Here is a 22112-nt window from a genome sequence, read left to right as displayed (position 1 = left end):
AGTTGGACTACGACTGCGTTTTACCCGTGCCTCTACCGCAGCATTTCACACCCGCACATCAGTTCGCCGATGCCGCCGTGACCGTGTCAGGCACATCCCAGCCGCCACCGAGCGACCGGTACAACGCGACCGCCGCAAGCGCATGCTCACGTTTGGCCTGATTCAGCGATTCCGCGTCACGCAGATACGCTTCCTGCGCGGCCAGCACGTCGAGGAAACTCGACGCGCCGCCCTTGTACAGTTCGCTCGACAGCCGCAGCGCGTGATCCGATGCATCGAGCGCGCCGCCCAGGCGTTCCACCTGCACTGCGCCATTCACCAGATCGCTGCGGTTGTCTTCGATCTCCTTGAGCGCTTGCAGCATGGTTTGCTGCAAGCCGAGTTGCGATTCGCGCATCCGGCTCTCGCTCGCATCGATGTTCGCGGTGATGCGCCCGGCGTTGAAGATCGGGCTCATCGCGTTCAATGCGGCGCTGAAGAGGTTGTCGGTGAGCGTCGGCAAACCTAGATACGACGATGCCAGCAGGCCGTCGGCGAGATTGAGCTTGAACTGCGGATAGCGCTGCGCTTTCGACACGCCGACTTCCGCCGCACGCTGTTCGACCGTCGCATACGCATTGCGGACGTCGGGACGCTGAAGCAGCGCTTCGGACGGCAACGTCAGCGGCACGCTTTGCGCGGGCACCGGAATATCGCGCGCGTTCGCGAGCAGCAAGTTATCGACGCTCTCCGGCGTGCGCCCCGAATACACCGCGATCAAACTCAGCTGATGCTGCACGATCGACTGCACGCGCGGAATCTGCGCCTGCAAATCCTGCAACTGATTCTGCGCGCGGGCGACGTCGAGTTGCGTCGACAGCCCGTAACGCAGACGCTCCTGCGTGAGCTTCAACGCGCGGGCGCGGATCTGCTCGTTGTCGCTGAGAATCTGCAATTGCGATTGCGCCCAGCGCAGATCGATATAAGCCGCCGCGGTGTTCGCCGCGAGCGCGAGGCGCAGTTGATTCAATGCCGCCTGACGTCCCGATACTTGCGCCTGCGCCGCGAGCACCGCGAGACGTTCGCCGCCGAATACGTCCGGCGTCCAGCTCGCGGTCAGGCCGACGCCCGCCTGACGCACGTAACCGAGCGGCGGCGGCGTGTTCTGGCGTGAGTCGGAAGCGTTCGCGCTGGCGTTCAGTTCCGGCAACAGTGCGGCGCGAGTTTGCGTCGTCAGGTCCTGAGCCTGCTTCACGCGCTCCACAGCCGCCTGCACGTCGAGATTGCTGGTCAGCACCGATTCGACCAGTTGATGCATCACCGGGTCGCCGAATTGGGTCCACCAGGTATGCGCGTTCACGCTGTCTTGCGGCGCGTCGACGTTCCACGCACTCGGCGCGACCGTCTGCACCGAATGCGGCAGGTCCGCGTGCGTTGCGGGTTGCACCGCGCACGCCGCGAGGCTGAGCAGCGCCGCGCTCGCCAGCGCTTTCATAACGATCGATTTCATGCTGGTTCCTCAGTGAGCGTCGGGCGGCGGCGCGGTGTTGCCGAACGGGCGGGAAAACGCCACGCTGAGCAGGCCGACCACAAAACACAGCGACAACGCGAGAAAAGTGTCGGAGAAGGTCAGAACGAGCGCTTCGCGCATCAACACCGCATGCAATGCACCGAGGCCCGCGTTCGCCGCATTGAGCGCATCGCCGCCGACTGCCGCGAAATGCGCGCTCTGCTGCTGCAAAATCGATTCGATGACTGGACGGCCGGCACTCACATGCTCATCGAGCCGCTCGTAATGCAGGTTCAAGCGATCGTTGAGCATCGTGCTGCTGACGGCGATGCCGATGGCGCCGCCGAGATTGCGCATCAGGTTGAACAGCCCGCTTGCCGAACGCAGCCGCGACGGTGGCAGCGAGCCGAGCGCCATCGTGACGATCGGCGGAATGCAGAACTGCTGGCCGATGCCGCGCAGCGCCTGTGGAATCAGCAGTTCTTGCCAGCCCCACTGATTCGTCAACGGCACATACAGATAACAGCCGACGCCGAACAGGACGAGCCCGACTATCATCAGCAAGCGCATGTCGATAAAACGGGCCAGCGTCGAATAGGCGGCCAGCGCCAGCAGTTGAAAGCACCCGACCGACAGCAACGCCAAACCGATCTGCAACGAATCGAAGCCCCGCACGCGCGACAGAAACACCGGCGTCAGGAACACCGCGCAGAAAATCCCGATCCCGGTGATGAACGAGAGCAAGCTGCCGATGCCGAAGTTGCGAATCGCCAGCGCGCGCAAATCGACGATCGGTTCTTTCGCCGTAAACGCGTGCACGATGAACAGAAAGCCACAGATCGCCGAGATCCATGTGCACAGGACGATCACGTCGTCGCCGAACCAGTTCTTGCGCGGCCCCTCTTCGAGCACGTATTCGAGGCAGCCGAGGAAACCGGACATCAGCAGAATGCCGAGGTAATCGCCTTTTTTCAGCAGCGAAAGATCGACCTCGTCGATGTGAACATACTTCGGCACCATCAGCGTGACGGCGATGCCCGGCACCAGATTCAGATAGAACAGCCAGTGCCAGGACCATTGCGACGTGATCCAGCCGCCGATCACCGGACCGATGGTCGGCGCGAGCGACGCCAGCGCGCCGATGGTGGTGGACGCGATCAGCCGTTGTTTGCCGGGAAACAGCACGAACGCAGTGGTGAACACGGTCGGGATCATCGCCGCGCCGAGCGCGCCTTGCAGGCCGCGAAACAGGATCATCGAGTTGATGTCCCATGCGAGGCCGCACAGCATGCTGGTGATCGTGAAGCCGAGCGCGGAGAACGCGAACAGCCAGCGCGTCGAGAACACGCGCGTAAGCCAACCGGACATCGGAATCACCAGAATTTCAGCGATCAGATACGAGGTCTGGACCCACGAGAGTTCATCCTGACTCGCGGACAAACCGCCGCCGATATCTTTGAGCGACGACGCAACGATCTGGATATCGAGCGTCGCCATGAAAAAGCCGAGACACATCAGCGCGAACGCGAAGACTTTGGTGCGCGTCGGCTGGTCGGCGGGATTAGCGAAGTGGGTGTGGACGGGGCTCATGATCGGCTTTATCCGCGGACCGGCGCGTTATTGGCGTCGACATGGACCTTCACCGTCGCCGACAAGCCGGGACGCAGCACGCCTTGCATCTCTTTGGGTACGTTCAGGCGGACCCGCACCGGCACGCGCTGCACGATCTTCGTGAAGTTGCCGGTGGCGTTTTCCGCCGGCAGCACGCTGAAGGTCGCGCCGGTCGCGGGCGCCAGGCTTTCGACCACGCCGTGAATCCGTTTGCTCGATGCATCGAGATCGACATCGACGCTGTCGCCGACGTGCATCTTCTTCAACTGGTCTTCCTTGAAGTTGGCGTCGATCCACAGTCCGCTCGACGGCACCACGGTGAGCAGCGAAACGCCGGTATTCGCCAGCAGTCCGACGCGCGCGGTGCGATTGCCGACATAGCCGTCGATCGGCGAGCGGATCGTCGTGTACTCGACGTTCAATGCCGCGACCCGCTGCGCCGCTTGCGCGGTCGCGATGCGCGCCTCGGCGTCGCCGATCTGCGCGTCGAGCACGGCGATCTGGCGTTGCGCCGCGGTCAGCGCCGCGCTGCTGCGGTCGACCGCGGCGTGCGCCTTGGTCAGATCGGCCTCGGCGCGTTCGACGACCTGATTCGATACCGCATCGTCCTTCACCAGTTCGCGATAGCGCGTCTGATCGGCCGCGCTGCGCGTCAACTCGGCGCTTGACGCGCGGACCTCGGCGGCCTGCTCGTTGATGGTCGCGAGCTGCAAGGATTTCTTCGCCTGCAATTCGGTGACTGCGGCTTGCGCGCTCTGCACTTCGGCGGTGGCTTGCGCGAGGCGGGCGTCGTAATCGCGCGCGTCGAGCCGGATCAGCACCTGGTTCGCATGCACGAACTGGTTGTCGCGCACCAGCACGTCGGTCACGAAACCGTTCACCTTCGGCGCCATTACGGTCACGTCGCCACCGACATATGCATCGTCGGTCGTTTCCACAAAGCGGCCGGCGATAAACCAGTACGACGCGGCGATCGCCAGCACGGCGAGGACCGAGATAATCGCGAGCCGCATCCACGGAATACGCCGTGCGGCTTTGGCGGCGTTTGCCGCGCTGGGCGGTGCAAGAGTCGAAGGTGTAGTGGACATGGTTAAATGTGCGTATGCACTGGTTGGGCTGAAAAAAAAGCGCGTTTTCACTGCGCCGGCCTTGCTCCGCTAGCAGCGGGCTTCAGATGGAATCTCGTGTCATTGCGAACAGTTCGCCGCGCAATGCCGCCGCGCGTTGCTCGCCGAAACGGTGCTCGAATTCGGCTTGTGCCGCGTACCAATGCTCACGCCCTGCCTTGAGCCGCTCTTCACCCGCGGCGGTCAGTGCGATCGACAATACCCGCGGGTCCGCACCGAGCGCCTCGCTCGACACCAGTCCGTCACGCCGCAGTGGCTGGATCGTGCGGACCAGCGTGGTGCGCTGCATGCGCATGGCTTCAGCCAGTTGCTTCATCGTCATCGAGCCCTCACGCCTTAAGCGCCCCATTAGCGAAAACTGCGTGATGGTGAGACCGACATGCGCCAGATGGCGGTCGTAAAGCTGCGATACGTAGCGCGCGGCCTGGCGGATCGCAAAGCAGTCGTCGTCGAGTAGTCCTTCCATCGCTGCACCTCCTTTCCTGTGAGTGCGTATGCACACAATCAGACGTACTGAAGCCCGTCGGAACGAGCTTGTGCTGTGCGCTTTCTAGCCTGTGATGCTGAACAATTCGGAGCGCAGCGCTTTCGCGCGCGCGTGGCCGAACTTTTCTTCGAACTCGTCCTGCGCGGCCCGCCAGGCGATGGCGGCCTGGTCGAAGGTCGTTTCACCCTTCTCCGTGAGACTGAACAGATAGGTGCGGCCGTCATGCTCAGCCGATTCCGCGGTCACCAAGCCGTCGCGCTGCAAGGGTTTCATCGCGCGGACCAGCGTGGTGCGCTCCATCACCATCGCGTCGGCGAGGTCCGCCATCGACGAATTAGGCGTGCGCGCCAGTTTGGCGAGAATCGTGAATTGCGCGGCCGTCAGGCCGACCTGCCCGAGATGGCGTTCGTAGATCTGCGTGACGTGCCGCGCCGCCTGGCGCAGCGCGAAACAGTTGCATTCGTCGTAAGAGAGAGGACGGTTCATGCTGCGCAGTCTATATGTGCATACGCACAGAGTCAAGTTTTTGTTCTTTCAGGCGTGTTGGTGACGAAGTGTTAAAAAGTCGCCGGTCGTCTGATCAGAAGACGAGCCTGCTGGAGGATCAAAGCGCCAACACCGTGACCCCCACCTCCACCCGATGCGCCCCGCCCCCCAGAATCGTCCCGCGCAGCAACGACACATCGCTGTAATCGCGCCCGATCGCGAGCGTCACGTGATCCATATCGGCGAGCACGTCATTGGTCGGATCGAGATCGATCCAGCCGCTGCCCGGGCAATATACCGACACCCACGCATGCGACGCATCCGCGCCGATCAGACGCGGTTGCCCCGGCGGCGGATCGTTACGCAGATAACCGCTCACATACCGCGCCGGCAAACCCAGCGAGCGCAAGCAGCCGATCATCACTTGCGCGAAGTCCTGGCATACGCCGCTCTTCAACTCGAACGCGCGTTCGGCGGGCGTATCGAACATGGTCGCGGACGGTTTGTACTCGAAGTCTTCATGAATCCGGTGCATCAGATCGATCGCGCCCGCCGCGATCGGCGTGCCCGGTGGAAAGCTGGGCAATGCATATTCGCGCAGCGACGGCCGCGGCACGATATTCGGCGATGCGAAACAGAATTCGACCTCACGCCGGAACCGGCCGCCGACGCGAAAACGCAGCGCGTCCGCCACATCTTCCCATTCGGGCGTCGCGTCGTGGTCGAGGTCGGTCCAGCGCGGCGTGAGCGCCACCGTCGTTTCGCTGACCAGTTGCAGGCGCTCGTGCGGTGCGTCCAACGCGAAGTACAGTACGTCGTTGCCGAATGCATCGATACGGCTATGCATATACGACGGTTCCGGCTCGATACGTTCGCTATGCGATACCACGCGCTGCCACGAGCACACGATCGGCCGGATCGTCGCGAGATGCTGCGCGGTCTCGACGTACGTCGAGTAGTGATAGGTGGTGCGATGCGATACGGACAACACGGTTTGTGGACTCTTCATGACCATACCTGCGATGCAACCGTACTCGCGTGACTGAAATAGCGCGCGCTGATCTCGTGCGCCGCCGCGCCGACGAAGCCGCCAATCTGATCGCATACCGCGATCAGGTCGACGTAGGCGCCGTCGTCATCGGTCGCGCACAGGCGTTCGAGCGTCGGCAGCGACGCAGCGGGCGGCATCAGCTCCGCGAACGGACGATGCCGCATGCTGCCCGCCGCCGCGGAAATCTCGTCGAGCTTATTGCGCAGACGCTCATAGACGCCGTACAGGCCACGCGGATTGGTCGGCTCGATGACCAGCAGATCGAGCAACGCAGGTACCTCGAAGCGGCCTGGATAGAGCGAGCGATACGTCAGCGTGCTGTCGAACAGTTGCAGCAGCAGATCGAAGCCGGCGGGCGTCGCGAGCTGGCCCTTGTCGGCGACCACGCGCAAAATCGAGGTCATCGCCGACACACGTTCGATATGCCGCCCCGCGAACAGCAGGCGCCAGGCTTCGTCGCGCGTCATGCGGTCGCCTTGCGCGCCGCTGATCGCCGACAACTGCACCGACAGATGTTCGAGCGCGTTCATCAGCGTCACGCGGTCATAACGATCGATGCGCTCGATGCGCTCACCGCGGCCGTTGCCTTGCGATGCCCCGCCGTTCGAGCCGGTAGCCGGCATCAGCGTTTGCAACGCATCGCGGAAGTCGTTACGCGCCGCGAGAATCGTGCGCCAATGATCGTTCGACAAGCGCCCACGCACTTCACCGTTCGAACGCGCCTGGCTGGTAAGGTTCTGGCCGATGCTCGCCGCGCCGGTGGTCTCGCTCAGATTCGCGACCAGCGCGCGCTCGAACGCTTGCGGCGAATGCGGCGAAAACATGTCACCGGCCTGCACGAGGCCGCAGTACACGGCGAGCTCGACGAGCGTGGGAAACATCGCGTCGGCATCGTTGCCTTCCAGCGAGTCGAGAATCAGCCGCAACAGCCGCACATTGTTTTCGGAGCGTTCGCCGTAGCGTCCGGCCCAGAAGAGATTTTCCGCCGCGCGGCTCGACACGGTCCGATGCTTGCGCGCGAGATCGGCGGGTTGCATCGGCGAAGGCAGCAGCGTGAAGGTCGAAGTCGGCTGGCTCGACAGCACCCACGTATCGACGCTGCTGCCACCGAACTGCATCGAGACGGTCGCCTGGCGTTCGGCGGCCATCCGGGTGAAGCCGCCTGGCATCACATGCCAGCCGCCGTTGAAATCCGCGATCGCATAGACGCGCAGCACCGAGGGGCGGCGGCCAAGCGTGCCGTCTTCGTAGCGCGGCGTGCACGAAAAGCGCAGCAGCTGCTGGATCGTGAAGGTGTCGGGCATGGCTTCGATGCGTTCGCGCCATGATGCGAGCCGCTGCCTGCCCTGCTGGATGCCGGGTGGCGCATCGCGTGGCGCGACCGGCCACGTCGGCACGAGGAGCGCTTCGTCCAGACGCCTGAAGGCGTGCTCGCGCGCCGCCTCTTCACCGCACCACCAGGTCGGCACGCTCGGCAACACGAGATCTTCGTCGAGCAGGACTTCGGCGATGCCCGGCAGAAAACCATGCAACGCCGGCGATTCGACGAAGCCCGAACCCGGCACGTTCGACACGATCACGTTGCCCGCGCGCATCACCTGCAACAGACCGGGCACGCCGATGGTCGAGTCGGCGCGCAGTTCGACGGGATCGCAGAACGCATCGTCCAGACGGCGCAGCACGACGTGCACGCGCTCGAGACCGGCGAGTGTCTTCAGATACAGCATGTCGTCGCGCACCGTCAGGTCTTTGCCTTCGACCAGCGTGACGCCCAGATAACGCGCGAGAAACACGTGCTCGAAGTAGGTTTCGCTAAACGGCCCCGGTGTGAGCAACGCGATATGCGGCGAGTGGTCTTTGGCGGCCGTGTCGTGACGCATGGTTGCCTGCGCCGCTTGCACGAGCGTCGCGATCAACTGCGAATAGGTCGGCGCGAGGCGGCTCACGCGCATCGTGCGGAACGGATCGGCGAACAGGCTCGACACGATCAGCCGGTTTTCCAGCGCGTAGCCGAGGCCGGATGGCGCCTCGGTGCGGTGCGCCATCACGGTCCAATCGCCGCTCGGCGTGCGCGCAAGATCGAGCGCGACCACTTGCAGATACTGGCCGCCCGGCGGCGTGAAGCCCCTCACGGAGCGCAGATACCCCGGATGCCCGTACACCAGTGCGGGCGGCAACTGCCCGCGGTGGAGCAGGGTCTGCGGGCCGTAGATATCGGCGACGATCGCATTGAGCAGATGCGCGCGCTGCGTCACGCCTCGCTCGATATGCGCCCACTCGGCCTCGCTGATCAGGAACGGCAGCAGGTCGAGCGCCCATGGCCGCGGCTCGCCGTTGTCCGAGTAGACGTTGTAGCTGATGTCGTTATCGCGGATCTGCTGCGCAACCGACTCGCAGTTGTGCTCCAGCCGCGCGATGCCGTCTTCGCCGAGGCGCTCGAAGAATTGCCGCCATGGTTCGCGCAGTGCTCCCGACGCGTCACGCAACTCGTCCCAATGTCCTTCGTAGGCCGGCAACAGCCGCAGCAGGGATGAAGCGTCCGCGCGAGCCGCGGACGCTTCGAAGGGAAAAGTCGATTGAAAGGCCAAGGTCGTGTCGTTTTAAAGGTGTGCTGCGTTTTACCAGTAGCGCAGGTCCAGCGTGAACGGAAACTCCAGACTACGCTGCGGCGTGTCCACCGCGAGCGGCCCCGGCGTATGCCCGGACGCGAAGAAGCGCGCGCGCCGCCGGCTTTCCGCTTCGTAGGAGTTGACCGGGAACGTCTCGTAACTACGTCCACCCGGATGAGCGACATGATACTGGCATCCGCCCACCGAACGGCCACTCCATGTATCGACCAGGTCGAAAGTGAGCGGCGCATCCACGCCGATGGTGGGATGCAGCGCCGATGGCTGCGACCACGCGCGAAAACGCACGCCGGCCACATATTCGCTGACGCGGCCGGTGGGCTGCAACGGCACCGGCACGCCGTTGACGGCCAGCACATGGCGGTTGCCGTTCAAGCCGAGCGCGCGCACTTCGAGCCTTTCCACCGACGAATCCACGTACCGCACCGTGCCGCCCACCGAGCCCTCTTCGCCCATGACGTGCCACGGTTCGAGCGCATTGCGGATGGTCAGCGAGACGCCGTTCACCGTGGTCTGGCCGACCAGCGGGAAGCGAAACTCGAAGTGCGGCGCGAACCAGCTGCTGTCGAACGCAAAACCGGCCTCGTTCAGTTCGCCCAGCACGTCGTCGAAATCCATCTTCACGAAGGTGCCGAGCATGAAGCGGTCGTGCAGTTCGGTGCCCCAGCGCGTGAGCCGCTGCGTGTACGGCGTGTGCCAGAACCGCGCCACCAGCGCGCGCAGCAACAACTGCTGCACCAGGCTCATGCGCGCGTGCGGCGGCATTTCGAAGCCGCGCAATTCCAGCAGGCCAAGCCGGCCGGTCGGGCCATCCGGCGAATAGAGCTTGTCGATGCAGAACTCGGCGCGGTGCGTGTTGCCGGTCACATCGATCAGGATGTTGCGCAGCGACCGGTCGATCATCCATGCCGGCAAATTCGCGCTTTCACGTCCGCCGAGCAGGTCGATCTGCCGCTGCAATTCGCGGAACGCCACCTCCAGTTCATACACCTGATCGTTGCGCGCTTCATCGACGCGCGGCGCCTGGCTGGTCGGCCCGATGAACAGCCCGGAGAACAGATAAGACAGCGACGGATGGTTGTGCCAGTACGCGATCAAACTGGCCAGCAGATCGGGACGGCGCAGGAACGGACTGTCGGCGGGCGTCGCGCCGCCGAGTACGAAGTGATTGCCGCCGCCGGTGCCGGTATGCCGGCCGTCGGTCATGAACTTCTCGGTGCTCAGATAGGTTTCATGCGCCGACTGATACAGATACTCGGTGTGACTGACCAACTGCTCCCAGCTCGACGCCGGGTGAATGTTCACCTCGATCACGCCCGGGTCCGGCGTCACCTGCAACACTTTGAGGCGGGCGTCGCGCGGCGGCGGATAGCCTTCGACGATCACCTTCATCTGCAACTCGGCGGCCGTCGCTTCGACCGCGGCGAGCAGGTCGAGAAAGTCGTCGAGTTCGGTGAGCGGCGGCATGAACACATGCAGCAGCTTGTGGCCGCTGCCGAACGCCTCGGTTTCGGCCTTCGGACCGGCCGCGCGCTTCGGGTCGCGCGCTTCGACGCAGATCGCCGTGCGGATCGTTTCCTTCGATGATTCGCCGCGTGCAGGCGCTCGTTGCTGGTCCGGCGCATAGGCCAATGCGCCGCTACCCGGCATGCCGCTCAGCAAATCCGCCGCCGACGAAGACAACGCAGCCGCACTGCGCGCATCGGCGGCGGTCATGTTGCGGGACTCGCCTTCGTACTGCATCCGCAATTGCGCGGCCGAGCGCAATGGCACCGGCGGCGCAAATGGATCGTGGGCGTGCTGATACGGATAGTCGGTCTTCGACACCCACGGCAGCGAGTCGAGCGGCAAGCGATAACCCATTGGCGAGTCGCCGGGGATCAGGTACATGCGTTCGTCACGCAGGAACCAGCGGCCCGTGACCCACGTCGGCGGCTGATGCGGCACGTCGCGTTCGCGCGCGAGCGGCAGCACGTAGCCGGTGGCGGCAACCAGGCCGGCGTCGAACACGCGCCGCAGACGCACGCGCTCGAGTTCGTCGTCGAGGCGTGCATCGAATGGATCCACGTTGACCGGCAGACGGCGCTCGCGCCACAGGTAGTACCAGACGTCCTCGAAACCGGCGTGGATGCACGTCTTGTCGACCGACAGCTTGCCCGCCAGATGCGCGAGGAAACGTTGCGCGTCCTCGGCGGTGTAGGTGCCCGGCTCCCGTTCGTCAGCAAAGAGCGACGGGTCTTGCCAGCACGGCTCGCCGTCGGCGCGCCAGTAGAGCGACATCGCCCAGCGCGGCAACTGCTCGCCCGGATACCACTTGCCCTGGCCGATATGCAAAAAGCCGTTCGCGCCGTAACGCGCGCGCAGCTTGGCCATCAGCGCGACCGCATAGCCGCGCTTGGTGGGTCCGAGCGCGTCGGTGTTCCATTCGGCGGCGTCGCGATCGCGTACCGACACGAAGGTCGGCTCGCCGCCCATCGTCAGGCGCACGTCCATGTCGGTCAGGCGCTCGTCGACCTGCGCGCCCATTTGCAGCACGTCGCTCCACACCTCTTCGCTGTACGGCTTGGTGACACGCGGTGTTTCCAGCACGCGCTCGATCGACATCGCGTGCTCGAACTCGACTTCGGATTCGTCGACCGCGCCGGAAATCGGCGCCGCGCTGCCGGGTTCCGGCGTGCAGGCAACCGGAATGTGTCCTTCACCCGCGAGCAGGCCGGAAGTCGGATCGAGGCCGATCCAGCCGGCGCCCGGCAAGTACACCTCGCACCAGGCGTGCAGATCGGTGAAGTCGACTTCGGTGCCGCTCGGGCCATCGATGGCTTTGGTATCGGGCGCGAGTTGCAGCAGGTAGCCGGACACGAAGCGCGCCGCCAGACCCAGTTGCCGCAAAGTCTCGACCAGCAGCCAGCCCGAATCGCGGCACGAACCCGACGCATTGGTCAGCGTTTCCTCGGGCGTCTGCACGCCCGGCTCCATGCGGATCAGATAGCGGATGTCATGCTGCAGCCGTTGATTCAGTTCGACGAGGAAGTCGGCGGTGCGTTTCGGCGTCCGGTCGATACTCGCGACAAATTCGGCGAAGCGCGGCGTCGGGGTGCGTTTGACGAGGTACGGCGCGAGTTCCTGCGCGAGGCCCGGCGCATACTCGAAGGGGAACTCCTCTGCGGACGGTTCGAGAAAGAAATCGAACGGGTTGTAGACGGCCATCTCGGCGACCAGATCCACGGTCACCTTGAACTCGCGCGTTTTCTCGGGGAACACCAGACGCGCCTGATAGTTGGCGAACGCGTCCTGCTGCCAGTTGATGAAATGCTGGGCCGGCTCGACCCGCATCGAATACGACAGAATCGGCGTCCGGCAGTGAGGCGCCGGCCTGAGACGCACGACCTGAGGCGACAGTGCAACCAGCCTGTCGTAGCGATAATGTGTGACATGATTCAACGCGACGCGTATGGACACACTGGACTCCTGGACAAGGGATGGCAGCCCGCCAAAAAGCAAGCTTCATGCCGTGGATCGAAAAACCGGGTGAACTGTCTGCACTGCCCGGATTACAGCCTTCTTCGAAGTTTGCCGCCTCTGCCGACCGTCCGGTCGATCGAACAGCGCGTCTTTCCACTGCCTTTTCTGACCCGGCGCACCAAAGCGGCGCAGCGCCGATGCACGATCATGCACGTAATGTGCGTTAAACCAGTGACGTCTGGCAAATAAGGCATGAAGATTGCGGAGCCTCCGATCGATGAAAACCTTCCACTGCAATCGCTGCTCGCACCTTGTGTTCTATGAAAACGTGCGTTGCGAACGTTGCGAAGCGTTGCTCGGCTATGTGCCGGAACTGGCCGAAATCAGTGCCTTCGAAGAAGCCGGCGAAGCGCGCTGGCGCAGCCTGCATCCGCGTGCCGAGGGCGCGCTGTTCCGGCAGTGTCACAACTACGCCGTCGAAAACGTCTGCAACTGGATGATCCCCGCCGGGTCGCCCGACACGCTGTGCCGCGCCTGTCAGCTGACCCGCACGATTCCGAATCTGGGCGCGCCGGACAACCGGCTCTACTGGTACCGGCTGGAAGTGGCGAAACGGCGCCTGCTGTACACGCTGGCCGCGCTCGGCCTCGAGGTTCAATCGCGCCAGGACGACCCGGAGCGTGGCCTCGCCTTCGAATTCCTCGAAGACGGCGACGACGGCGAACGGGTGATGACCGGCCACGACAACGGCCTCATTACGCTGAACATCGCCGAAGCCGACGACGCCTACCGCGAAAAGGTCCGCACCGCGATGGGCGAGCCGTATCGCACCCTGCTCGGCCACTTCCGCCATGAGACGGGCCACTACTACTTCAGCCAGCTGGTGGAGCACAACCCGCGCTGGCTCAGGCCGTATCGCAAGCTGTTCGGCAACGAACGCGCCGACTACGGCAAGGCGCTGACGGCCTACTATCGCGACGGCGCGCCGGCCGACTGGCAGGCGTCCTTCATCAGCGCATATGCCACGATGCATCCCTGGGAAGATTGGGCCGAGACGTGGGCGCACTACTTGATGATCGTCGACGTACTGGATACGGCGACCTCGTACGGCGTCGCGCTGTTGCCCGACGACCCGAGCGAGCCGACGCTGACCGACCGCACGCCGGTCGAAGACGCCAGCTTCGAGAATCTGATAAAGCGCTGGTTTCCGCTCACGTACGCGCTGAACAGTTTGAACCGCAGCCTCGGGATGCCCGATGGCTATCCGTTCGCGCTGGCCTCGCCGGTGGTGGACAAGCTGCGCTTCGTGCATCGGGTGATTGCGGCGGCAGGCGATAAGTCGCAGACGCGGGAAGCGGTAGCGCCGGCGGCCGCCGGCGCTGGTGCAATGAAAAAGGTCAGGCGGACCGCGCGGGCGGTTGCGCCGCCGGCGGCGCAACCTGCCACACAACCGCTTGCGCAAACCGTTGTGTCCCAAGCGCCGACGCAGCCTGTAGATCAAGGCGCGCCGCCACCGCCGCCCGCTCAACCGGTTGCTCAAGCCGTGATGTCACAGGAGCCCGCGCAAGCGCCCGTGGCTCAGGTAGTGGCACCGTCAGAACCGCCGTTACCGCCGCTACAAGCCGGGCCCATCGCAACGACGGCGCCGCACAAGCGCGCTGCGCGGCGCCGATAGCGCTCAATACGCGACGTAAGGACCGGTGCCGCCCGGCGTCGTCTGCTGCTCGACGGCGGCGTACACATTACGGCCGTAGAAGAACGGCAGCCCCCAGTCGAAGATCGCCGACGTCACGAAGGCCGGGCCAGCCAGCAACGGCAGCGCCGCATCGCCGCTGTACGTCTGCGAGATCGACGTGGCGTTGCCGACACTGAACGTGACCGCGCTCGTGATGCCGTTAACGCCTTCGATCATCGCACTCAACTGCTGGGTCGAGCTCGGGCAGTAGTACGCGTTATTCGGACTCGCGCACACCGGCAACGCACTGGTCTGGAAGAACAGACCGGTCGAGCCGCTGTCCAGAATACTGCGCGAATACGTCGTGCCGTTCTGCACCGTCGTGAAGGTGCCGGTGGACGGACTTACGCCGATCACCTGCGCATTGCCTAGCGCATTGTTGGCCTGCGTGCCGATGCCGAACACCAGTTGCCCGGTAATCGCCGGCGCGCCGCCCGACACCGTCGGCAGGCTCAGGATCGATCCGTTGTTGTCGGTGGTGAAGTACGGAATCGGATTGGCCACCTGCAACGCTTCGACCAGCGCAATCCCCGTGCACGCCGAGCCGTTACAGCCGTAGTAAGTGGCGGGCACCGCCTGCAGCACGCAATTCGCGCCGCAGTCGTGCTTGAACACGCCGATGCCGAGCACGCCGTTGGCCTGCAAGGCAGCCGGCGTATTGCGCGGCGAACCGACTCCCGAGCAGTCGCCCGGCACCGAAGCGTAGCTCGGGTCGATCACCTGGATCGGCAACGAGGCGGCTTTTTCACCGGCGATCTGCACGTCGGCAAGCTTCACCGGACCCCACGTGTAGCCGTCGAAGAACTGCATGCATTCGGCGACCAGTTTGCCCGAGCCGTCCTTTTGCTGCGGCAATGTCATCGATGCAGGCAATTGCGCCGCGAACACGCGCAAGCCCCACGAACCGGTATCCACCAGCACATGATCGATGGTTTGGCACTGGCTGGTGCCGGGCGCACAAATCGTCACGCTGACGAACGGCATGTTCGGCACGCCGCTCACGCCGGAATCGGCACTGACGCGCACCGCATTGGCCGCCACCACTTGCGGCGAAGGCGACGTATTGGTGACGGTCGGGCCAGCCGACGTGCTGGTCGAGGTGGAGGAACCGGACGACGTCGCGGAGTTGCTCGACGTGGTCGCGCCGCTGGAGCCGCCGCCCCCGCCGCCGCAGGCACTGACCAGCAACGCGAGCAGCGTCGCGCACAACAAGGTGATGAACGAAGACGTATGACGCATGACGCGCTCCGTTATTGAATGACGCCGACATCGACGCCCGCGGGCACCGCTTGCGGCAGATAGGCATGGCCGGAGAACGCGCGCAGATGGCCGCCGGAGTAGACCACCAGATCGCTGTTGGAGACCGCGAGCGGCGTTCCCCGGCGCGTCGCGGTGGCCGCGACGTATTGGTCGAATGCGGCGCCCAGCATGGACTTCAGATCCGGCAGCGTCGGACCTTCCCACGCGACGCCGAAGACGATACCGTTGGGTGCAACGTACTCGCGCACCAGCGTGCCGGACGGCATCGTCATCACGTGTACTGAATACGCGCTTTGCGTGGTGGCCGTATGAGCGACTGCACGCATGCGCGTTTGATCGCTGTCGACAGTGCTGGCGTTCTGGCCGAGCGTGGCATGTGCGGCAAACGACAGCACGCAGCTTGCCCCGAGCATTGCGCGAGCAATGCCTGTAGAGAGCATCGGTTTCACGAGAATTCCTTCGAGGTAAAACGCTCGTGGCCGGCGCAAAACCGACCGCAAACGACGAACTAGGGGCGCACTCCCCGACCGGCGGTGCCGGTTCTGCATTCACACCAGTGGGGTTGCGTGAATGCGTCTACGGAGTGGCGACGCGAAACTTTAGGCATCGCGGCATGACATTGCAATCGTTTGCGAGGCGATTCAAACCTTCCGCCGCCTCGGCGCCGTTCGCGCGTGTTTGACTTTTTGGGACGGAATTCACAAGGGGCGGCGCATCGGCGCATATATTTGCGCTATATGCCGTTTAAAGCGAACAGGTGTGCGAAAAACTCGCGCGGACGCAGAAAAATATCGAAGCGTCGCGCATGTCAGCGCGTATGTAAGCAAGCGCTGAGAAATTGGCCTTAAATTGCCGTTTTCATCTGACGATAACAGTCGGATCGGACGGCTTTTGTATGAATAGAAAAGACCTGTTTGAACCCGCGTTACTCAGGCAAAAAAATACCGCGGGTGACCCGATGGTCGCCCCGCGGCATCGATACTTCGTCAGGCCACGTCGTGCTCGAATCGAGCCATGCGACGCGCCCTTATTTCTTCTGTTGCTGTAAAAGCGATTTAAGCTCCTGCACGTTTTCTTCCACACGTTTTGCGATCACCGCATACGACTCGGCTTGTGTTTGATACGCGGCCTGCGCGAGCTGCTGCATATCGGCGAGCGACTTATGCAAACTTTGCTGGATCAGCTCGGCGGTTTTAGCTGAAGGCGCGGCGCCGCCCGTCGACAACTGCCCCGTCAGCGATTGCAATTCGCCCAGCGTGGAGCGCAGCATGTCCGCCTGTTTCTGCGCGAGCGACTGCATGCCTTGAAAAGCGGTTTGATTGGCTTGAACCAGCGCTTCGACGTCTTTGCGTCGCGCTTCCATGATGGCGGGCACGTCGAAGCCGGGGAGCTTGAACTGTTCCAGCATTTTGGTGAAATCGCCAAACGGATTGGCGGCGTCAGGTCGGTCCATGCGAAATCCTCCTTAACGTATTGGATACTTGCCGACCGGGCATCGCCGCGCTGCACTTCTCTCGACATATGACCGGTGGCCTCGCGTGTGCCGCGCGTCCCGCGAACGCTTGCTGCTTGTGGGGTCGGACGGCACATCATTGCCATCATGCGCTATCCGGCGTTATTGCGCCAGCGGGCACACCCTGGCGTCGGCCGTGCCATGCCGGCTCGTTTGACCGGTTCGGCTGGGCTGCCTGCAAGGCTTTGTAAGTTACAACGAGGCGTCAGTAACCCGGCGAAACGCCATGTCGACTATCGTTGCTGATGCGCTGGCGCACTGTAGCGCCGGCGTTGTCTCAATGGGAGCGACATCATGAATAAAAGATTGGTGAGCGCGGCGTTGGCCGCTGTATTGACCGTTGCCGCAGGCGCCGCGCTTGCGCAGGAAACGCCACCGCCGCAGCCCGCAGCGGACCATGCGCGCGGCGAGCCGCATCGCGGCGACGCGCTGCCGCCTCACGGGCCGATGGGTCCGGACTTCGCGGTGGTCAACGATCTGGAACAGCTGCGCCGTCTGTATGCGATGAGCGGACGCGAAGGCGACATCGTCGCGATATATCACGAGGTGTTGAACAAGACGCAGGATCCGATGCTGCGCCATTACGTGTACGACTCGCTTGCTCGTGAGCAGTTGAAGCCGGCCAACCCGGACCAGGCGATCGCGACGCTGCGCACCAGTCTCACGGAAGACCTGGCCGCGGCGAACAAGCTGCCACGCGGCGCGCCGGCGGGCATGCAGCAGCCTGCCGTGTCGCAGTAACAAGTCACCGTCACGCTCTGGGCGCGGCGCTTAAGTTGCGCGCTTGCGGGTTGCAATGCAGCCACAACGACGCATTGCAACCCGGCGCAACGCTTGCGCGGTTGGAAGCGCTCCCGCACAAAAACAGCCGTTTAAGCCGGCTGGTTACGTTGGCTTTCGCACATAGCCGCCCACTGCCCACTTTTCATCTTCCATCAGTTGATTAGGATAAAGGCTCTGCAATGCTAGCGTCGGGTGAACCATGCGCTACCCGCTGAATATGGCAGTCGCCGCTGCCCTTCTTGTCTTCATCCTTTGCTGCGGCATGCAACTCGTCGTGAGATGACGTTCATGCGTGTCGGCGGACGCCAGGCGGCTGGCCGATGCAGTCGCGAAACAGGTGGCGCAGATTGGCGTGAGTGAAGGCTGGCTGTCGACGGAGCGCAGCAAGGGATCGTGGTCCCCCGCCCTCTACACGCCCGCCTTGCTCAACTCATGTGCGCGCCGAAGTCGTTCGCGGCTGTTGCTCAGGTGCATCCGCATGGCGGCACGCGCGTCGTCCGGGTCCTGACGTTCGATTGCCCGGTAGATCATCTGATGCTCGCTCAGCACGTTGCGCAGGTGCTCGATATGGTCGAGCTCCGCGATCTCGGCGGAGCCGAGCCGCGTGCGCGGGCTCACCGCGCGGCCGAGCTGACTGAGAACGTCGAAGAAGTAGCGATTCCCGCTGGCTCGCGCGATCTGCAAATGAAACTCGATGTCGTGCGCCAGCACGTCGGTATTCTTTCGCTCCAGTTCGGACTCGAAACGCTCCAGCGCGCTGCGAATCTGCTTGAGATTCTGCTCGGTGCGCCTCGCCGCCGCCAGAGCGGCGGATGCGGCCTCGACGTCGATACGGAACTCGATGATGGCCATCACGTCGAGCATGTTGGAAAGATCGGCGGCAGGCAGCTGCATCGGCTCTTCCGCGGCCGGCGCCAATACAAATGTGCCGATGCCGTGACGTGTCTCGACAACTTTCGCCGCCTGCAGGCGCGAAATCGCCTCGCGAACAACGGAGCGGCTCACGGAGAGCTGCTTCATCATCTCGACCTCGGTCGGAATCCGGTCGCCCGGCCTCAGGGTGCCGCGGCGGATTTCGTCGGAAAGGGTGGCCACCACCTTCTCGGTTAGGCTGCTCATTTTGTGGCTTGTGGACTCATCAGCTGGAAAAGCACACGTTGCGTGTGCGCGTAACGTCGTCTGACGTCTCGACAGGGTCATCATAGCGCAGTCCAAATCGGCGGCAGGCAAAATCCTAGTCATCAGACGTCTTAGTTGACCTGTATGAGATTCAGCACCGGAACAGCACGTTCTCCTTACCAGCAACATACAAGGCCTACGATGGCAGGGTAAACACTCCGTTGGAAAGCACAGGCCAGGAAAGTAGACTGTCGTCTGACAACGTATCTCGCATTTGATGGCGAGGTATATCCCGCTGCTGCCGGACGCGGCGCGTTGCGTTCGATCAGGCCGTCGAAGCGGCCGACACTGGAGACAACCTTGACATCTGCTCTCGCCACCGCGGCCGGCTCGCTCGAATCCGCGGTTTCCAAGGTCAAGCGGCACGTGCTGCCGCTCTTCCTGATCATGTTTATCGCGAACTACATCGACCGCGTGAACATTGGCTTTGTCAATTCGCATATGCAGGCGGATCTGGGCATCGGGGCCGCTGCGTATGGACTCGGAAGCGGTTTGTTCTTCATCGGGTACGCGTTGTTCGAAGTGCCTTCGAACGTTCTGATGCAGAAGTACGGAGCTCGCGCCTGGCTCACGCGCATTATGGGCACGTGGGGTCTCGTGGCCGCGGCCATGGCTTTCGTCTGGAACGACACGTCGTTTTACGTGCTGCGCTTTCTGCTGGGCATTGCTGAGGCCGGCTTCTTCCCCGGCGTTGTTTTCTATTTCACGCAATGGCTGCCACAGAAAGAGCGCGGCAAGGCCGTCGCGGTTTTCCTCGCCGGCTCTGCGCTGGCATCGGTGCTTTCCGGGCCGATTACGGGTGCCCTTCTTTCGATCCGCGGTTTAGGACTGCACGGCTGGCAGTGGATGTTTCTCGTCGAAGGCGGTTTTTCGGTCGTCCTGTGCGCCGTGAGCTGGATGTTGTTGAAGTCACGTATTCGCGACGCCACGTGGCTGACGGCCGACGAACAGGAGATTCTCGCCAAGGCCATCGCTGCTGAGCAGGCCGAGCGCGACGCGCTCGGCGCTGCGCACCTGCCGACGGCGAAACTGCTGAAGGACCCGCAAATCCTTCTGTTCTGCTTCCTCTACTTCGCGATTCAACTGACGATCTACGCGGCCACCTTCTGGCTTCCGACGATCATCAGAAAGATGGGCGGACTCTCGGACTTCGAAGTCGGGATGTTCAACGCGATACCGTGGCTCATTGCCATGGTTGCGATGTACTGTTTTGCGGTGCTGTCAGCGAAGTGGCGCTTCCAGCAGGCATGGCTCGCGGCAGCGCTCGTCATCGCGGCTTGCGGGCTGTTTGCTTCGACGTCCGGCAATCCTGTTCTGTCGTTCGTGGCGATTTGCTTCTCCGCGATCGGGTTCAAGGCTGCTTCATCACTGTTCTGGCCCATTCCGCAGGGCTATCTGGACGCACGCGTCGCAGCCGGCGTGATTGCGCTGATCAACTCGGTCGGCAACCTCGGCGGCTTCTTCGCGCCTGCCGCTTTCGGCTATCTGCAGCAGCACACCGGCTCGATTTCCGGCGGCCTGTACGCGCTGGGCGTGGCATCGCTCATCGCTGCGGCAGCCGGCTTCCTCACCCGCAATCGTTTCGCGAAGCGTGACGCGCTGGCGCCGGCCGTCCAAAGCAACGCCCACTGACCGCAACGAACAGCACATCATGAGCAACGCGCTTCCAGCTTTCTTTTCGATACTTGTATCGGCGCTTGCATCCGCGCCTGGCGCCGCACGCCAAGACGGCCCCTGCTGGTCGGATTCCTAACTTACCTGGTCCAACTCTCATGTCCACACCTACTTCCCAATCGAACGCCACGCCGACGGTCACCGAATTGCGCGTTGTTCCAGTCGCCGGTCGTGACAGCATGTTGATGAACCTGAGCGGCGCACATGGCCCGTTCTTCACGCGCAACATCGTGATTCTGCGCGACAGCGCCGGCAACACCGGTGTCGGTGAAGTCCCCGGCGGCGAGAGCATTCGCAAGACCATCGACGATGCGCGTCCGCTCGTCGTGGGTCAGTCGATCGGCAACCTTCAGGCCGTGCTCAACAAAGCGCGCACGCAGTTCGCCGACCGCGACGCCGGCGGACGCGGCTTGCAGACTTTCGACCTGCGCACGACCATCCATGCAGTGACCGCGCTCGAAGCAGCGTTGCTCGATTTGCTCGGGCAGCATCTGGGCGTACCGGTTGCCGCACTCCTCGGCGAAGGCCAGCAGCGCGACGAAGTCGAAATGCTCGGCTACCTGTTCTACATCGGCGACCGGAACAAAACCGATCTGCCGTACGCAAACGGAGCAGACGGCCGCGACGATTGGGAACGTCTTCGCACCGAAGAAGCCATGACGCCCGAAGCGGTGGTGCGCCTCGCTGAGGCCGCTCAAGCACGCTATGGCTTCAACGATTTCAAGCTCAAGGGCGGCGTGCTGCCCGGCGACGCCGAAATCGAAGCGGTGACGGCACTTGCCGAACGATTCCCGAAGGCGCGCGTGACGCTTGACCCGAATGGCGCGTGGTCGCTTTCCGAAGCAGTTCGTCTGTGCCGCGACAAACACCACGTACTGGCCTACGCGGAAGACCCATGCGGCGCCGAGAATGGTTATTCCGGCCGCGAAGTGATGGCTGAATTCCGCCGCGCCACCGGCTTGCCGACCGCCACCAACATGATCGCGACTGACTGGCGCCAGATGGGCCACGCCATCCAGCTGCAATCGGTGGACATTCCGCTCGCCGACCCGCACTTCTGGACGATGCAAGGCTCTGTCCGGGTCGCGCAGATGTGCAATGAGTGGGGTTTGACGTGGGGCTCGCATTCGAACAACCACTTCGATATTTCTCTCGCGATGTTCACCCAGGTCGCCGCCGCCGCGCCCGGCAAGATCACCGCCATCGATACCCACTGGATCTGGCAGGACGGTCAGCGCCTGACCCGCAATCCGTTGCAAATCGTGGGCGGCAAAGTGAAGGTGCCGGAAAAGGGCGGCCTTGGCGTCGAGCTCGATCTGGACGAACTGGACAAGGCCCACGCGCTGTATCAACAACACGGCCTGGGCGCTCGCGACGACGGCATCGCCATGCAGTTCCTGATTCCGAACTGGAAGTTCGATAACAAGCGTCCGTGTCTCGTACGCTAAGTCAGAACATTCCTTCGGCGGCGGTCTCGATGGCCGCTGCTTCTTACAAAAAAATAACGTGACTACGCCATGACGACGCCTCAAGAACTCAAAACCATCATCTCCGAAGGCCTGCTGTCCTTCCGCGTCACCGACTTCGACGCGCAGGTCCGGTGCGCGCGCCGCTGACCGACCTGACCG

The 22112-nt window shown here is 63.4% G+C and carries 16 protein-coding genes and 1 pseudogene; 5 read left to right on the top strand and 12 right to left on the bottom strand.

The window, feature by feature from the left end; genetic code table 11:
• Positions 1-58: 58 nt before the first annotated feature.
• From WN982_RS24420 to WN982_RS24385, 8 genes are all read right to left on the bottom strand, one after another.
• Positions 59-1489: an efflux transporter outer membrane subunit gene (locus tag WN982_RS24420; protein WP_341318225.1), complete on the bottom strand. Its 1431-nt coding sequence runs from the start codon at positions 1487-1489 to the stop codon at positions 59-61.
• Positions 1490-1498: 9 nt separating this feature from the next.
• Complete coding sequence (locus WN982_RS24415; RefSeq protein ID WP_341318224.1) at positions 1499-3079, bottom strand: DHA2 family efflux MFS transporter permease subunit; 1581 nt, start codon at positions 3077-3079, stop codon at positions 1499-1501.
• 8 nt (positions 3080-3087) lie between these two features.
• Positions 3088-4188: an HlyD family secretion protein gene (locus WN982_RS24410; RefSeq protein WP_341318223.1), complete on the bottom strand. Its 1101-nt coding sequence runs from the start codon at positions 4186-4188 to the stop codon at positions 3088-3090.
• An 82-nt stretch (positions 4189-4270) separates the two neighbouring features.
• A complete protein-coding gene (locus WN982_RS24405; RefSeq protein WP_341318222.1) occupies positions 4271-4693 on the bottom strand; it encodes a MarR family transcriptional regulator in 423 nt (140 codons plus the stop codon).
• Between the two features lie 84 nt (positions 4694-4777).
• Positions 4778-5200 (bottom strand): MarR family winged helix-turn-helix transcriptional regulator, encoded by a 423-nt coding sequence (locus WN982_RS24400; protein WP_341318221.1) that lies wholly within the window; start codon positions 5198-5200, stop codon positions 4778-4780.
• A gap of 118 nt (positions 5201-5318) precedes the next feature.
• Positions 5319-6209 (bottom strand): transglutaminase family protein, encoded by an 891-nt coding sequence (locus WN982_RS24395; protein WP_341318220.1) that lies wholly within the window; start codon positions 6207-6209, stop codon positions 5319-5321.
• Positions 6206-8839 carry a circularly permuted type 2 ATP-grasp protein gene (locus tag WN982_RS24390; RefSeq protein ID WP_341318219.1) on the bottom strand — a complete coding sequence of 878 codons (2634 nt, stop codon included), beginning with the start codon at positions 8837-8839 and terminating at the stop codon, positions 6206-6208. The genes WN982_RS24395 and WN982_RS24390 overlap by 4 nt, the downstream gene beginning before the upstream one ends.
• A gap of 30 nt (positions 8840-8869) precedes the next feature.
• Positions 8870-12337 carry a transglutaminase family protein gene (locus WN982_RS24385; RefSeq protein WP_341318218.1) on the bottom strand — a complete coding sequence of 1156 codons (3468 nt, stop codon included), beginning with the start codon at positions 12335-12337 and terminating at the stop codon, positions 8870-8872.
• Between the two features lie 20 nt (positions 12338-12357).
• On the opposite strand from WN982_RS24385, the gene WN982_RS24380 reads away from it, so the two are divergent.
• Together WN982_RS24380 and WN982_RS24375 are read left to right on the top strand one after the other, a co-directional pair.
• Positions 12358-12567, top strand: coding sequence for a hypothetical protein (locus WN982_RS24380; RefSeq protein WP_341318217.1), 210 nt, complete (start codon positions 12358-12360; stop codon positions 12565-12567).
• A 50-nt stretch (positions 12568-12617) separates the two neighbouring features.
• Positions 12618-13682: pseudogene (locus WN982_RS24375) on the top strand (putative zinc-binding metallopeptidase); the annotation flags it as partial.
• A gap of 336 nt (positions 13683-14018) precedes the next feature.
• On the opposite strand, the gene WN982_RS24370 reads toward WN982_RS24375, so the two are convergent.
• From WN982_RS24370 to WN982_RS24360, 3 genes are all read right to left on the bottom strand, one after another.
• Complete coding sequence (locus WN982_RS24370; protein ID WP_341318216.1) at positions 14019-15314, bottom strand: DUF3443 domain-containing protein; 1296 nt, start codon at positions 15312-15314, stop codon at positions 14019-14021.
• A gap of 11 nt (positions 15315-15325) precedes the next feature.
• The gene (locus tag WN982_RS24365) at positions 15326-15775 is read right to left on the bottom strand and encodes a DUF2844 domain-containing protein (RefSeq protein ID WP_341319408.1); all 450 of its coding nucleotides are present in this window, start codon (positions 15773-15775) and stop codon (positions 15326-15328) included.
• Positions 15776-16362: 587 nt separating this feature from the next.
• A complete protein-coding gene (locus tag WN982_RS24360) occupies positions 16363-16788 on the bottom strand; it encodes a phasin family protein (RefSeq protein ID WP_341318215.1) in 426 nt (141 codons plus the stop codon).
• Positions 16789-17142: 354 nt separating this feature from the next.
• On the opposite strand from WN982_RS24360, the gene WN982_RS24355 reads away from it, so the two are divergent.
• Complete coding sequence (locus WN982_RS24355) at positions 17143-17589, top strand: hypothetical protein (protein WP_341318214.1); 447 nt, start codon at positions 17143-17145, stop codon at positions 17587-17589.
• 450 nt (positions 17590-18039) lie between these two features.
• Here the strand turns inward: WN982_RS24355 and WN982_RS24350 are convergent, their stop codons facing one another.
• Positions 18040-18750 carry a FadR/GntR family transcriptional regulator gene (locus WN982_RS24350; RefSeq protein WP_341319407.1) on the bottom strand — a complete coding sequence of 237 codons (711 nt, stop codon included), beginning with the start codon at positions 18748-18750 and terminating at the stop codon, positions 18040-18042.
• Between the two features lie 360 nt (positions 18751-19110).
• Here WN982_RS24350 and WN982_RS24345 point away from each other — a divergent pair, with 360 nt between their 5' ends.
• Together WN982_RS24345 and gudD are read left to right on the top strand one after the other, a co-directional pair.
• Positions 19111-20442: an MFS transporter gene (locus WN982_RS24345; protein WP_341318213.1), complete on the top strand. Its 1332-nt coding sequence runs from the start codon at positions 19111-19113 to the stop codon at positions 20440-20442.
• 140 nt (positions 20443-20582) lie between these two features.
• Complete coding sequence (gene gudD, locus WN982_RS24340; protein WP_341318212.1) at positions 20583-21932, top strand: glucarate dehydratase; 1350 nt, start codon at positions 20583-20585, stop codon at positions 21930-21932.
• The last annotated feature ends 180 nt before the right edge of the window (positions 21933-22112 follow it).

Origin of the sequence: Paraburkholderia sp. IMGN_8 (assembly GCF_038050405.1) — a bacterium.
In the GTDB taxonomy this organism is placed as follows: domain Bacteria; phylum Pseudomonadota; class Gammaproteobacteria; order Burkholderiales; family Burkholderiaceae; genus Paraburkholderia.
The sequence above is the reverse complement of the archived record's forward strand: the minus strand, read 5'-3'. Positions and strand labels throughout refer to the sequence as shown.